This is a genomic window from Bremerella cremea (assembly GCF_003335505.1).
Classification (GTDB): domain Bacteria; phylum Planctomycetota; class Planctomycetia; order Pirellulales; family Pirellulaceae; genus Bremerella; species Bremerella cremea_A.
In genome coordinates, this window is record NZ_QPEX01000034.1 from 1 (window position 1) to 12,422 (window position 12,422).

Here is a 12,422-nt window from a genome sequence, read left to right on the forward strand (position 1 = left end):
GAAATTGCATCGTTTTTAGGCGACAAAGCTTTGTTCGTTGCGTTACTCGTCAAGCGACAAGCAACTCAATCAAACAGCACTTCGTCACACAAAATGCCATCTACCAACCAAATTGTCAAAGATCAAAAAGACTCGGCTTGAAGGCCTTGTCTTACTCCGCTGAGCGGAATGAAAGAGAGTTGAATGAACTCCGTTTCATTGCGACCAGTGAAGTGTTTCGTAACTGGGAAGCGTCAAAGTTTACTCGGCGTTTTCGCTTTGTAAAGGGCCCCTCGAAAAAACTTTCGAGAGATTTTTTCGAGGCCGATCTGACGCAGATCATTGGCCTCGAAAGTGGAGCTGACAGGGATCGAACCTGCGACCCTCTGCTTGCAAAGCAGATGCTCTCCCAACTGAGCTACAGCCCCCTTCTTGGGATCGACTACTTTAGAATACGCTTCTAAGGTTGTCTAGTGGGCACACCAAGATTCGAACTTGGGACCTCGTCGTTATCAGCGACGCGCTCTAACCAACTGAGCTATGTGCCCCCTTGTTGAGACCATTGCCTCAACGGGAAGTAGCAAATTCTAGCGAGGCTTACCAATCTGTCAAACGGGGGTTTGCCGAAAAGTGTAAGAACCGCTCGATTATTCTTCGCGTATAGGTAAGGTTCTGGGGTAAAGGACCCGAAAACACGGGGAATGTTCGCGGAAAACGCCCATATCAGGTTTAAAAAAACTGAGGGTGAATTCATTCGCCCTTTTGTAGATAATCTGGCTTAGCTATCGCATGCAATGAACGAGTTGCTGTCAGCTTTTGCGACACTATTTAGAGACAAGGATGTGTGGAATGAAGAGTCATACGGCTCGATGGGCGATGGCCCTGGGGTTGGCGGCTTTAAGTGGGGGGGCTGCATTTGCGGCAGGACCGACCGCAGAACAAGCCCTGAAGTTGCAGCCTATTCAACCGGATGTCGAGTTCCAACGGCCCGGTGCAGAACAAATTGCTCAGTGTACGATTGCCGCTGAAAAGATCGGCAATGCCACCGGCTGGGTTGTCACCGGTGCTAATGGCGAGCGTTTACGTGTGTTTCTCGACACGAACGACGACAAAAAGGTCGATCAGTGGTCGTATTTTAAAGATGGCGTCGAAGTCTATCGCGACGTCGATAGCGACTTCAACGGTAAAGCCGACCAGTATCGCTGGCTGGGGATGGCTGGAACCCGCTGGGGTGTCGATGTTGACGAAGATGGCAAAATAGATGGGTGGAAGATGATTTCCGCCGAAGAAGTCTCGTCGGAACTGGTCGAAGCCGCCAAAACTGGCGATGTCGATCGCTTTCTCTCGCTGATTCCTACCCAGGAAGAGCTCAAATCGCTCGGTTTGACCGGTCAGCGGGCCAAAGACATTACCGATAAGGTCGCCAACAGCGAAGAAGCGTTCGTCGCTTGGGCCCGCGCCCAGAAGGCGATTGATAAGAGCACCAATTGGGTTCACTTTGGGGCTACCCGGCCAGGCATCGTACCGGCGGGCACCGAAGGGGTTTCTCAAGATCTGATTGTTTACGAAAACGCGATCGCCGTACTCGAAACCGACGGACAGCATGGTCAGGTCGAACTGGGAACGTTGGTCCGGATTGGTGATACTTGGCGTTTAATCGGTGCCCCGAGCGGTAGCGCTGGTTCCGCTGACGTGGCGACAGCCCCTCAGGGTTCGTTTTTCTCGGTTAGCTACAACGGTGCTTCGTCTGCCGTGCCTGGTAATGTGGGCATGGGGGCTGAAATGCAGCAGTTGTTGGATCAGCTGGAAAAGATCGACCAGCAAATGGCCCAAGCGACCAGCCCGCAGCAGCGCGAACAATTGGCGATGCAGCGAATCGATGTCATTAAAAAGGTGATCGGGGCCGCCAAAGATCCGGAAATGCGTGAGAACTGGATCAAGCAATTGGCCGACGCCCTGAGTGGTGGGATTCAAACAGGCGAACTGACCCAGGGAATTGGTCAGCTACAGGCCCTAGCCGACGATATCGAGAAGCAAGTGCCTAAGTCTGACTTGGCAGCTTATGTTCGCTTCCGTGAAATGAGTGCGGCCTATACGCAGCAGTTCACCGATCCGAAGGCCGATTACACCAAGATTCAGGAAGCCTGGCTCGGAAAGCTGGAAGGCTTCATCGACACCTACCCCAAAAGTGCCGATGCTGCCGAAGCGATGATGCAGTTGGCAATCGCGCACGAATTTGCGGGTGAGGAAGAGGATGCCAAAAAGTGGTATGCCCGCATCCGCAGCGACTTTTCTGGCAGCACGCTAGGTGACAAAGCCGAAGGGGCAATCCGCCGCTTAGACGCCGTGGGCAAGCCGTACGTCCTGCGGGGCACGACGGTCGACGGTAAGAAGTTGGACACGTCTACCCTCAAGGGAAAGGTCGTGCTGATTCAATACTGGGCCACCTGGTGCGAGCCGTGCATTGAAGACATGAAGACGATTCGCGAACTCCAGGCCAAATATGGGGCGCGTGGTTTTCAGCCGGTTGGTGTTAGTCTCGATTCAGGCGAAGCGGAAGTACGTCAATTTCTGACGGCCAATCGTTTGCCCTGGCCGCAACTGTACGAAGATGGCGGCCTCGACAGTCCGTATGCCCTGGATATGGGCGTGCTGACGCTGCCAACGATGATTTTGATCGGCAAAGACGGGACAGTGATTAGCCGTGGCTTGCACATCTCGCAATTGGATGACGAGCTCGGCAAGTTGATCAAATAGTTTTGGTCGATGAATGTCGATAACAACTTAAGGGCACTTCTCGTGGTTCGGGATGTGCCCTTTTTCGTTGTGCGAAGCAGCGGATTCCTCTGGTGGGAATGCCTCGACTTTAGTAAAACCTGGCCTTCTCGAAAGGAATTCGAAGAATACTTCCAAGGATTGGAAAGCGGATGTTTCCATTTTACGTGCCACTACAAGTTTGGTGGTTTGCGGCTCTGATCTATTTGTGTGCGATTGCTAGTGTGGCGTGGTTGCGTTTTGCCCGCGACGCTCACAATCAGCAATTGGCTCAGGTTTGCTCGGTGACTTGCTTCCTGGTAATGACCGTTCACCTGGTCCACGAAATCACCAGCGGCTCAGGCTTCTGGCTGGCCGGGGCGATTGTCTTTGTCGTGCTAGCCGTGCTGTGTGTCTTCGAGCCGAGGCCCACTCAGCCGACGCGGCATATCTAAGTGAGAAGTCGAATCAACGAGCGTGATGGCACACAGGGAATCTACTGGGGCCAGCTTGACTGTAAACCTTCTCCCCTCGGGTGCCCCGAGCATCTTGTTCGGGTGAGACTATTTACCCGGTTGCTGCTTCACTGGGCTTTTGCCGCTGGCAAGCGTGCCGCAAACTCGGGTGCGTCGAGACGGCACCTAGCGATGGTTCGCATCGCGACTAAAGCCCCCCTTCCCTGCTCTGGATTAGAAAGCGGGAGTGCGATGGGCGGCGATTTGTCGCGTTTTTTCGAGTGCTTTTTGCAGCGAAGCTTCTAGGGCTGGGCCTCCCCATTCGTCGTTTTCAGCCGCGACGATTTCGATATCGGTAATGCCGATAAAGCCGAACACGGTGCGTAAGTGCGGATCGAGGTGGTTCATCGCTTCGTTAGGGCCGCCTGGTTCGTAGCCGCCGTCTCCTCGCGAGATCAAAGCGATCATGCGTTTTCCCTTTACCAGCGATGTATAAGGGGAATCTCGTTGCTGGGGATCAAAAGCGAATGTGCGACCAATCCGCACGATTTGGTCAACGTAGGCTTTGAAGCCGCTCGGCATGCCGAAATTGTAAAACGGTATTCCGGCCACAATCAGGTCGGCCGCCAGTAGTTCGTCTACCAACTCATCGCTCTGGCGTAACGCGGCTTGCATGTTAGCGGTCCTGGATTCGGCAGGAGTGAACGCGGCCGCTATCCATTCTTCGCTGACATGAGGGAGCGGGTTCAGGCCCAAGTCTCGATAGGTAACCGTATCGTGCGGGCTGCAAGCTCGCCACTTTTCAATAAACGAAGCGGTAAGTTGGCGTGTGTGAGAGCGGGCCTGGCGTGGGCTGGAATCAATGTGTAGCAGATGCATCGAGGTACCTCCGAAGTAGCGGTTGAATTTGCTTTCATACTCCGGGGCTGATCGTGATCGAGCAACTGGGAACAAATTTGTGGGGTACTTACTTTTCAGGACGACTATGCGAATATGGCCTTATGGACACCACCGATATTTTTGAAAAGTGCCTGGGCTGCCGTTACATGGTCGCTTTGATGCGCCGAATCGGCGAAGGTATTCAACGGCCAGGCCAGCTAGAAAGGGCCCTGGAAGACATTTCCGCGAAAGTGCTTTCCGAGCGACTCAAGCGGCTGGTTGAATATCGAATCGTCGAGAGAACGAACTTCCCCGAGATTCCGCCACGGGTTGAATACCGCTTAACACCCTTCGGCCAACGCTTGTTAGCAATCGTTGACGAAGTCGAGCAGCTGCATGCTATCGCGTCTCAGCAAGCAGATTAGCTGGCGATACGGTTTCTAGCTCAAGCTCTAGGTATTGCCGCTTTATCGGCACCTGCACGGCGGCAGCGATTCAACCACCCTGGTAACCGCTGCACACTCTATTAAACCGGTGAACCCCAAAACTCTGCCTGAAGACCTGTTCCCGGCTCAGTCAACCGGGATGGAAGTTACAGAAACGGCGAGTAGCAGAAATGGATTTTTGGGGTCAGGCCAATGGCCAGCAGGCCTCGCCCTGGCAGAGTCGCTCGGGTTATTTCGACTCTAGTTTGAAGTCAAAGGTGTTATCGCCTGGCTTCACGTCTGCCTCTAATTCGGTCTTGGTGTTATACCGGGCCGGAATTTTGGGCTTTTTGGATTTGGCGGGACGTTTGACCTGGGGGGTGTCCTCGTCTGTTTCCTCTTCGTCCTCATCTTCCGCTTCTTCGCTCGGGGCGATTTCAACGCGGTTGTGTCCCAGCTTGGTTCCTCGCGTATCGCGAATATAGATCAGCTCGTATTTCCCTTCGGCGTCTGTAAGGCCCCGGGCCGGGCGACCACTGTCGGGGTAAAACACAATCGCCGTGTCACTCAGCGGCTTTCCATCCAGCGTGACGGTTCCGGTTACTTGGCCGAGGTCTGGTTGATCGCTCGTCCCGCCGCAGCCGGTTACGCTGAGAAAGATGACCGATAAGGCTATCGTCCAGCAGCCAGCTTGTATCGATTTCACTAGAGAACTCGCAGAATGTGTATTGAATGATTATCGAGAATTCAGTCAGCAACCGCGCCGCTGCAAGGTGTGCGGCGGCGCTGGTTCATTTCCGCAGACTTTTAAGGATTAGTAATCCTTCAGGACTTCGCCACCTGCACGGGTGCTAACGCCCTGGTAGGTCTTCATGTCCATGTTTTCCGAAAGGAAGCGAACGCTGCCGTCTCCCATGCAGAAGTTGGCTCCGCCTGGGTGCCAGCTACCGGCTGCCTCTTCGCTGCCGCCGTTGATCGGGTCGTTGCCTTCCGCTGCGATTAAGTATTCCGTCATCTCGCTGGGCGGATTGCCGTCAGCACCACCAGAGAACACGGCACGTCGGTCGCAGCCAGATGAGAAATGGCCCATTGTGTCGCCGCCTGAATCAGGGACTTCACTAACGACGATCGTGTTGGACAAACCGTCTTTCACGTCTGCAAACCGGGTTTTGCTGTCTACGTAGAAAATGCCGTCCCCATTCATGCAGCCCCACTCATTCGTCATCATATCGGAGAGAGTCGAAATGCTCCCGCCTTTGCAGTTGTCACCAGAAGCACCGATATGAGTACCCATGTTGCCATTGTAATTGGACGGCTGGTACCCATTTTTTTGCGCGCCATTGGTGACATCGGGCTGCGAAGGACACCATAGCATGTTGATAATGGTTGCTTTCAGGATCTGAGTTCTGCCGGTGTTTTGATCGCCTTTTTCGTTACCGAATCCATCGGGCCCGGTGATCGCATCGGACAATGTCTTTTGTTCGATGAATGGCAAAATACTTGCCTGCCACGTCCAGCCGTGACCGTAGTACTTGGTGCCCGCCGAATTCACCATTCCGTAATTGCCGGAAGGGTATTTGTTGTAAGTGCCGTGATAGTTGTGCAGCGCCAAACCGATCTGCTTCAAGTTATTCTGGCACTGCATTCTGCGAGCCGCTTCACGTGCTTGTTGCACAGCCGGCAAGAGCAGCGAAATAAGGACACCAATGATCGCGATAACCACCAGCAATTCAACGAGGGTGAAACCACTCCGGGTAACCAATGTTTTACGCACTACAAATACCTATTCAGCACATGAATGGGAAGCCTGGACACGCCTCGTTCTCCGTGAAAGAGGGGATGCACCAAGCTATTAGTCGCTGTTAAAAATTGCGAAGGTAACCACCGACAAGATGCTTACCCTAGAAAGTATTTGGCAAAGTCTAGCCAGTGCTATCGCCGGTGCGGAAGTGCTAACAACCGCCTCTTGCGTGAATTCATAAAACCTTCATTTAACGCAACGCAAACTGCGTTAACCCGCTGTTTCGGCGGGGGCACTGCTTAATGAAACCGCTCTGTGTGCCACGGTGCCTCTGGCCGGTGTCTTAGGAAGCAGGGACATCGTCAGCCCGAAATTCAGTAGCCAGGAGTTCGATTGTTTGCTGCGTCCGGGGAGTCGGTTAGCAACTTTCTCTCGCGGTTGTAGGGTTCTACGAAACGACACCGTAGCCCAACCCGGGCAAGATGCCCGGGGCACCCGGCGGATAGAGGCATGGGCAGAAGACGAATCGCTTGGGTAGCTCAAGCTTCTTCCTACGGGGGCCAACGGGCATCTTGCCTGGGTGGGCCGGTTAACCTGTTTTGCTAATTCGCTGGGCAATCGTCGCTGGCAAGCAAGCGTGCCGGCAAATTCTGGTGCTTCGAGGGAGCACTCTGCGGTTGTTGGGCACTCTCCGTCAAAGTTTGCAACGGACAGATACCGCCAGTAGACTCTTGCGTATTGGTATAGCCAGTTCAATATTGAACGTTATTGAGGTCTGCGCCACCAATCCAAGAGGGGCGACCAACGGAAGCCCCAGATTCGTGGCAAATCGGTCTGCTGCGATGTTAGATTGCGTGCGCAGACATCAATAAACGGATTTGTCTATTTTCTTTCGCAGGGGTTCTTTTATGCCGTCAATCCGCCTATCGCTCGTTAGTTTCCTCTTACTTGCTTTCGCTGCGGTGGCCTGGGGGGAAGATGCCGCAGCGGACCCGCGCGAGACACTCGCGACCGCCATCCCTGAAGGAATTCGCCTTCTGGAAGCGGAGCAGTACGAAGAGTTCCTGACAAAGTTTGTGAGCCCTGCGGATCTTAAAATGATCACGGCTCGCAAATCCATGGATGAATTCGTCAATAGCTTTAACGAGCGAAAAGCCGCACGAGTACTCAAAGCCCTTAAGGCTATCGAAGGAACCAAGCCCAAACTGGATGCCGCAGGGACGAAGGCCAACTTCGTTTTCAAGCAGGAAATCGACGGCAAGAAATCGTTGACCTTCGTAAAGGTCGACAAATACTGGTATCTCAGCAACACATAAGGCGAGTAGCAACTATCTACGGAACCCTTTCCGTGAAATGGCTCAATTCTGCCCTATGAAATCGGCCAGGTGGCGCTGCCTAATGAAACTTCCCGGTGTGCCACGGTGCCTCTGGCCCGTGTCTTAGGGAGCTGGACTATGGCCAGCCAGTGAGCAAGCTGTGGGGAGTTCAATTGATTACTGCGTCTCGGGAATCTGTTGCCTGCTGCAGTAATAGGGGGCTCGGAATCAAAACCGTAGCCAGCCCAGGCAAGATGCCCGGGGCACCCGGCGCAGGATTTCAATTTGAAGGAGGTCGTGATTAGACAATGACACCCATTCCAAGAATTCAAGATTCATTTCCTTCTGCTTCTCATACCGATATCACAAAGTTTGAAAAGCAATTCAAACTGCAAATCCCTTTGTCTTACCGCAACTTTCTGATGACTACCAATGGAGGCAGCTTTCCTGTTGATGTCTGCTTTGGCCCTTATAAAGCCGAATTGGGTATTCGTCTGTTCTATTCTCTCAACGCAACATTCGACTATCTGGATCTTGGGGCTAGAAGAAAAGTCTATTCGTGGAAGCTCCCTAAATCGATGCTAGTTATCGCAGATGATGGCTTAGGGAATCCGATTTGTATCAATCTCAAGAGTCCCAGCGCTGAGGTCTGCCTTTATAACCACGAACAAGGGGATATCGAATCTGTCTGCACAGACTTTGAACAATTTCTTGCGGGGCTCCACTATCCGCTGGATCCGGCAATCCAGCTTTGGAGTGAGACGGTAGAGCCCTTTTTATCAATCGAACAAGGGAACATGAGTCGAGTCTCCCAAATTTCATTCGACGAAACTGCATTAACGAATGAAGATGGTTACACGCTTCTCGGCTGGGCAGCAGCTTCGCGGCAGCCAGAAGTTGTGGAGTTTCTTCTTGATCTTGGAGCCGATATCCAGGACGGAGCGGGCGATGCGATGACCCCGCTCATGCTGGCAAGTCGCGCTGGGGCCTTGGATGTAGTCCGCATCTTGTTAGATCGTGGAGCCAAGTTAGATGAAAAGGATTCGGTAGGCAAAACGGCCTTGTTGCATGCGTTATCAAGCAGGCAGACACGTGCCGCAAGGTATTTGATTGAACGCGGTGCTGACACTCGCGTGCAGGACAAGAACGGAAATTCTCCAATAGATTACTGCGAGGATGGATCAGCCCGTACATACATCTTGCCGCTGCTTTAACGATTACTGGCGTTAGCAATAACGTAACCCAACGAAGGCAAATTAAAACCTGTATTAAGCCCTCTTCTCGGATATGCGATAGCCCACGACTTTCGAACAGTAGCGGAGGGGACTCGGGCGGTTGGCACTGCCTAATGAAACCGCTCTGTGTGCCACGGTGCCTCTGGCCCGTGTCTTAGGGAGCTGGATCATGGCCAGCCAGTGAGCAAGCAGCCAAGAGGCAGATTGATTGCTGCTGCTCTGGATTCCGTTGGCAACTTCCTCTCGCAGTTTGTAGGCTTCTAGGCATCGAAACCGTAGCCCAACCCGGGCAAGATGCCCGGGGCACCCGGCGTGAAGTGACTCGTTAGCAAGGTTTGCCGAACCGACGAGATCGAAATTCCGGAAGTTATGGTCTCGTGAGACCATGTTCACGTGCCACTGCCGTGCTAGCCAAACAATAGATACAAAGTGAAAGGTGATCATGAAAGAAGACAGCTACCTCAATGACGTTGGATTGCAAACTCTAATTGGTTTTGTGGCACTTGTGATGGCAATCGGATCCTTGGCTCTTGCAATCACAGACTCAAGAATGACAAGCATGCTGGCATTCTTGGCGGTTAGTATATTATTTGCTTGCGCTAGCATCTCCGCATTTCGGAACGCGAGAAGAGCAAGGCGTCTAGCGAAGCAAAATGACGAACCATCAAATCCACAGAGCTAAGAAAGACTGATTCAAATTTTGCCTATAATAGAAAGAGCTGCTAATGCTCCAGCGGGGTGGCACTGACGACACAACCCTTTCCGTGTGCCTGTGCCTTCCAGCTATCCCTAACAGGCGAATCTCAGTCACGAGCAGCAAACACTGAAAAGCCCTGGTTAAATGCCAGGGATTTTTGCTTTGCCAGACAGATTCTTGACAGCAGGCCACTTACAATGATTTCAGCCAACTGATCACCGACTACCAGGCCCACGGAGGTGCCGTGAACATCTCAACCTCTCCCAAAGTCCAATACGGTTACGCCAACGGTTCGGCCAACACGATCCGGCCGACGACGCTCACCTATCCCAACGGGCGGGTGCTGACGTACGATTACGGCGCGGCCGACGGGATGGACGACGCGGCCAGCCGGGTTGCTTCGCTCATCGATGATGATGGCTCAAGTACCCACCTAGTCGATTATTCGTATCTCGGCATGGGAGGCTCCGCCCAATCGGTCGATTCTCCCTTCGGCCAAGGGTTTGTGATTGCCGACTATACGCAGCCTGACACCAAGTGGACGCTTGTCGATCTCTCAAGTTCTAATGACGCCGACACAGGCGACATCTACTCCGGTCTCGACCGTTTCGGACGCGTGAAAGACAACCGTTGGTACGATTATGGTAGCTCCGCCGACGTGGACCGCATCAAGTACGGCTACGACCGCGCGAGCAACCGCACCTGGCGACAAAACGTGGTAGCCAATTCGCTGAGCCAGCCCTTCGACGAGCTAAACCACTACGACGGAGTTCACCGCCTGAAAGAAATGTCGCGAGGTACGCTGAATGCCCAGAAGGATGCCATCACGAACCAATCCATGGCCGAATGCTGGTCATTGGATGCCACCGGCAACTGGCAGAAATACCTGGAGGACACCAACGGCGATGGAACCTGGGACCTGAATCAGACCCGCACATCGAATGATGTGAATGAGATTACCGATATTGCAGAGTTGGTCGGCACTTCCTGGGCAACACCGGCGTACAATCCAGCGGGAGATATGACCACGATACCGCAGCCGAATGACTTAGCTAATTCGTATATGGCAACCTACGATGCTTGGAACCGCTGGGGTGGCCGGCGATGGGAAGCGGAGCCCCTTGTTGCTCCTTCCTTGGGAGGCAACATTCTTCATCCTGCCTGCCGCAGTTGGAAGGATCGGGCCATACGTTTGTTCAACGAGGGATTGGTCAAATGAGCTGGCAAACAGAAAACGACTTCGACGCAGAGAGTACCTGCATCCTGAAAATAACAGAGTATTTCCTGACGGAATACTTTGGGCACTCGGAAAGTGCTTCCTCTGATATGATCGCCGAGTATTTTCGCAGATTCGATATCCCCTATGTCGAGAATTTCATTGCTCATGAGCTATCGTGGGAGTTGGCCATGAGAATCCATTACACGATTGGCCTTGGCGGAGACCGTGGGCTTTTCCCCACCTGGGTAGTGGAGAATAAAATGACACGCACACCAGCTAATGCCCTTGAATACATGAGAAAGCACTATTGGGAAAAATACCCCAATTTCGACTGAAATGGGCCGACTGGACTATTCAACACCGTGCCATGTTATTGAGGGACTGCACTACCTTTTACCCAACCCGAACTCTTATAACTGTGGATCAGAATTTTGGGGCACTTCAGTGGCACTGGCGAATGAAACCTCTCGGTGTGCCACGGTGCCTCTGGCCCGTGTCTGGGGAAGCAGGGATATGGTCCGTCAGCAATCAAGCAGCCCAACCAGGGCAACATGCCCGGGGCACCCGGTCAGGTTCCACGGTTCCACCGAGATACCTCACGCACACCTCCATGGGCCCGCGTGCTTTTCTTGGGCTCGCGTCTTGGATGGCGATTTATGCTTGATTGCGACGTTCGGGGCGTAGGGTGGAAGGTTGACTGCTGGCTGGCTTCCCCTGCCCTGCGTTCGATTTGTGAAGCTGGTTTGTTTGCGTAGACTTTGCCGGTTGCTGAGGGGGCGTGGGCTGGCTGGGGGGTACAGACCAATTGGCCGGAATTTGTGCTACGACTGGCAGAATTGGAAAATTTCCTTCGGTCGGACGGGTCGATCTGCCGAAACACCTTGCTAGGTCAACTTATGTCTATGACCCGAGCGATGGTAGATCGCGCGTGCCGCGGTTGGTAAGCGTCTGCCTGGAAGTGCTCGGAACAGCGCAATACTTTGCCGCGCAATTTCGGGAGAATGCGATGCGTTTGTCAGTCCTTTATTTCGCGTTGGTGTTTGGCGCCTTCGCTGTGCCAGCGACAGGGCTGTCGCAAGAAGGCATGCCGCAAGGCGTTCCTTCCCAGTCCGTTCTGGTGAACTACAATGCCGCCATGCCAGGTCAGGCTTACGGTGGTGCTTATTGCCCTCCGCAGCAACGGCATCATGGGATGTTCCAGCATCACCATCAGCCGAACCTGCCAGGCTATGCCTATCCACAGTACGCCCCGAATCCTAACTTCGGTGCGATGGATTACCCGCGGACGAATGCTCCGGCGGCTTGGCCTTACTCAGGCCCGTTTCATCCGTACCCACAGATTCCACCAGGTTGGAAGAAAGTGGCCTTGGAATGGGACGACGGTTACTGGTACCTCGACTTCAAGTCGGCCCGTAGCCCAAAGCATCACTAATAAGGTGATACCACCGATAGATGAAAAGCCTCCACACCACGTGGGGGCTTTTTTTATGCGCCGATTGATCTTGACTGTTGTTTAAACCGTTGTCGATTCGTCCCTTTTAAGTGTCAAAATCGAAAAAACACTGCCTTTCGGGCCAATCGTTAGCCGAATTAAGGGAAGGCAGGACCGTTGTGATCGGTTTCTGCGCTATTGCTAGACGATCCAGCGGATTGCTAACAGATTTTGGCCCCAGCTGTTCCCAGTAACAAATGGGCCGGATCGGATCGCAGTACGTTAAGCGT

The 12,422-nt window shown here is 53.3% G+C and carries 11 protein-coding genes and 2 tRNA genes; 8 read left to right on the forward strand and 5 right to left on the reverse strand.

Annotated features, from left to right (window positions below; translation table 11 throughout):
• Positions 1-334: 334 nt before the first annotated feature.
• Together DTL42_RS16830 and DTL42_RS16835 are read right to left on the reverse strand one after the other, a co-directional pair.
• Positions 335-407 (reverse strand) — tRNA-Ala (locus tag DTL42_RS16830).
• Positions 408-453: 46 nt separating this feature from the next.
• Positions 454-527 (reverse strand) — tRNA-Ile (locus DTL42_RS16835).
• 301 nt (positions 528-828) lie between these two features.
• Here DTL42_RS16835 and DTL42_RS16840 point away from each other — a divergent pair.
• On the forward strand, positions 829-2,736 hold the full coding sequence (locus tag DTL42_RS16840; RefSeq protein WP_234824244.1) for a redoxin family protein: 1,908 nt from the start codon (positions 829-831) through the stop codon (positions 2,734-2,736).
• A 170-nt stretch (positions 2,737-2,906) separates the two neighbouring features.
• Complete coding sequence (locus tag DTL42_RS16845) at positions 2,907-3,188, forward strand: hypothetical protein (RefSeq protein ID WP_114370069.1); 282 nt, start codon at positions 2,907-2,909, stop codon at positions 3,186-3,188.
• 234 nt (positions 3,189-3,422) lie between these two features.
• Here the strand turns inward: DTL42_RS16845 and DTL42_RS16850 are convergent, their stop codons facing one another.
• Complete coding sequence (locus tag DTL42_RS16850) at positions 3,423-4,067, reverse strand: FMN-dependent NADH-azoreductase (RefSeq protein WP_114370071.1); 645 nt, start codon at positions 4,065-4,067, stop codon at positions 3,423-3,425.
• 122 nt (positions 4,068-4,189) lie between these two features.
• Here DTL42_RS16850 and DTL42_RS16855 point away from each other — a divergent pair, with 122 nt between their 5' ends.
• The gene (locus tag DTL42_RS16855) at positions 4,190-4,492 is read left to right on the forward strand and encodes a winged helix-turn-helix transcriptional regulator (RefSeq protein ID WP_114370073.1); all 303 of its coding nucleotides are present in this window, start codon (positions 4,190-4,192) and stop codon (positions 4,490-4,492) included.
• Positions 4,493-4,742: 250 nt separating this feature from the next.
• Here DTL42_RS16855 and DTL42_RS16860 read toward each other — a convergent pair whose 3' ends face one another.
• Both DTL42_RS16860 and DTL42_RS16865 read right to left on the reverse strand, forming a co-directional pair.
• Positions 4,743-5,198 (reverse strand): hypothetical protein, encoded by a 456-nt coding sequence (locus DTL42_RS16860; protein ID WP_114370075.1) that lies wholly within the window; start codon positions 5,196-5,198, stop codon positions 4,743-4,745.
• A 108-nt stretch (positions 5,199-5,306) separates the two neighbouring features.
• Complete coding sequence (locus DTL42_RS16865) at positions 5,307-6,266, reverse strand: DUF1559 domain-containing protein (RefSeq protein WP_199590164.1); 960 nt, start codon at positions 6,264-6,266, stop codon at positions 5,307-5,309.
• A gap of 875 nt (positions 6,267-7,141) precedes the next feature.
• On the opposite strand from DTL42_RS16865, the gene DTL42_RS16870 reads away from it, so the two are divergent.
• The 5 genes from DTL42_RS16870 (at position 7,142) to DTL42_RS16900 (ending at position 12,132) form a co-directional block, all read left to right on the forward strand.
• Positions 7,142-7,549, forward strand: a complete 408-nt coding sequence (locus DTL42_RS16870) for a hypothetical protein (protein WP_114370077.1) — start codon at positions 7,142-7,144, stop codon at positions 7,547-7,549.
• 308 nt (positions 7,550-7,857) lie between these two features.
• On the forward strand, positions 7,858-8,763 hold the full coding sequence (locus DTL42_RS16875) for an ankyrin repeat domain-containing protein (protein WP_114370079.1): 906 nt from the start codon (positions 7,858-7,860) through the stop codon (positions 8,761-8,763).
• Positions 8,764-9,725: 962 nt separating this feature from the next.
• A complete protein-coding gene (locus DTL42_RS16890; protein ID WP_114370085.1) occupies positions 9,726-10,700 on the forward strand; it encodes a hypothetical protein in 975 nt (324 codons plus the stop codon).
• Entirely contained in the window at positions 10,697-11,035 is a 339-nt protein-coding gene (locus DTL42_RS16895; RefSeq protein WP_114370087.1) for a hypothetical protein, read from the forward strand. Before DTL42_RS16890 ends, DTL42_RS16895 begins: the two co-directional genes overlap by 4 nt.
• A gap of 671 nt (positions 11,036-11,706) precedes the next feature.
• Positions 11,707-12,132, forward strand: a complete 426-nt coding sequence (locus tag DTL42_RS16900; protein WP_114370089.1) for a hypothetical protein — start codon at positions 11,707-11,709, stop codon at positions 12,130-12,132.
• The last annotated feature ends 290 nt before the right edge of the window (positions 12,133-12,422 follow it).

Excerpts from the sequence above, each read along its gene's own strand:
- DTL42_RS16840 (WP_234824244.1), top strand. The coding sequence starts at position 829 with ATGAAGAGTCATACGGCTCGATGGGCGATGGCCCTGGGGTTGGCGGCT.
- DTL42_RS16845 (WP_114370069.1), top strand. The coding sequence starts at position 2,907 with ATGTTTCCATTTTACGTGCCACTACAAGTTTGGTGGTTTGCGGCTCTG.
- DTL42_RS16850 (WP_114370071.1), bottom strand. The coding sequence starts at position 4,067 with ATGCATCTGCTACACATTGATTCCAGCCCACGCCAGGCCCGCTCTCAC.
- DTL42_RS16855 (WP_114370073.1), top strand. The coding sequence starts at position 4,190 with ATGGACACCACCGATATTTTTGAAAAGTGCCTGGGCTGCCGTTACATG.
- DTL42_RS16870 (WP_114370077.1), top strand. The coding sequence starts at position 7,142 with ATGCCGTCAATCCGCCTATCGCTCGTTAGTTTCCTCTTACTTGCTTTC.
- DTL42_RS16875 (WP_114370079.1), top strand. The coding sequence starts at position 7,858 with ATGACACCCATTCCAAGAATTCAAGATTCATTTCCTTCTGCTTCTCAT.
- DTL42_RS16895 (WP_114370087.1), top strand. The coding sequence starts at position 10,697 with ATGAGCTGGCAAACAGAAAACGACTTCGACGCAGAGAGTACCTGCATC.
- DTL42_RS16900 (WP_114370089.1), top strand. The coding sequence starts at position 11,707 with ATGCGTTTGTCAGTCCTTTATTTCGCGTTGGTGTTTGGCGCCTTCGCT.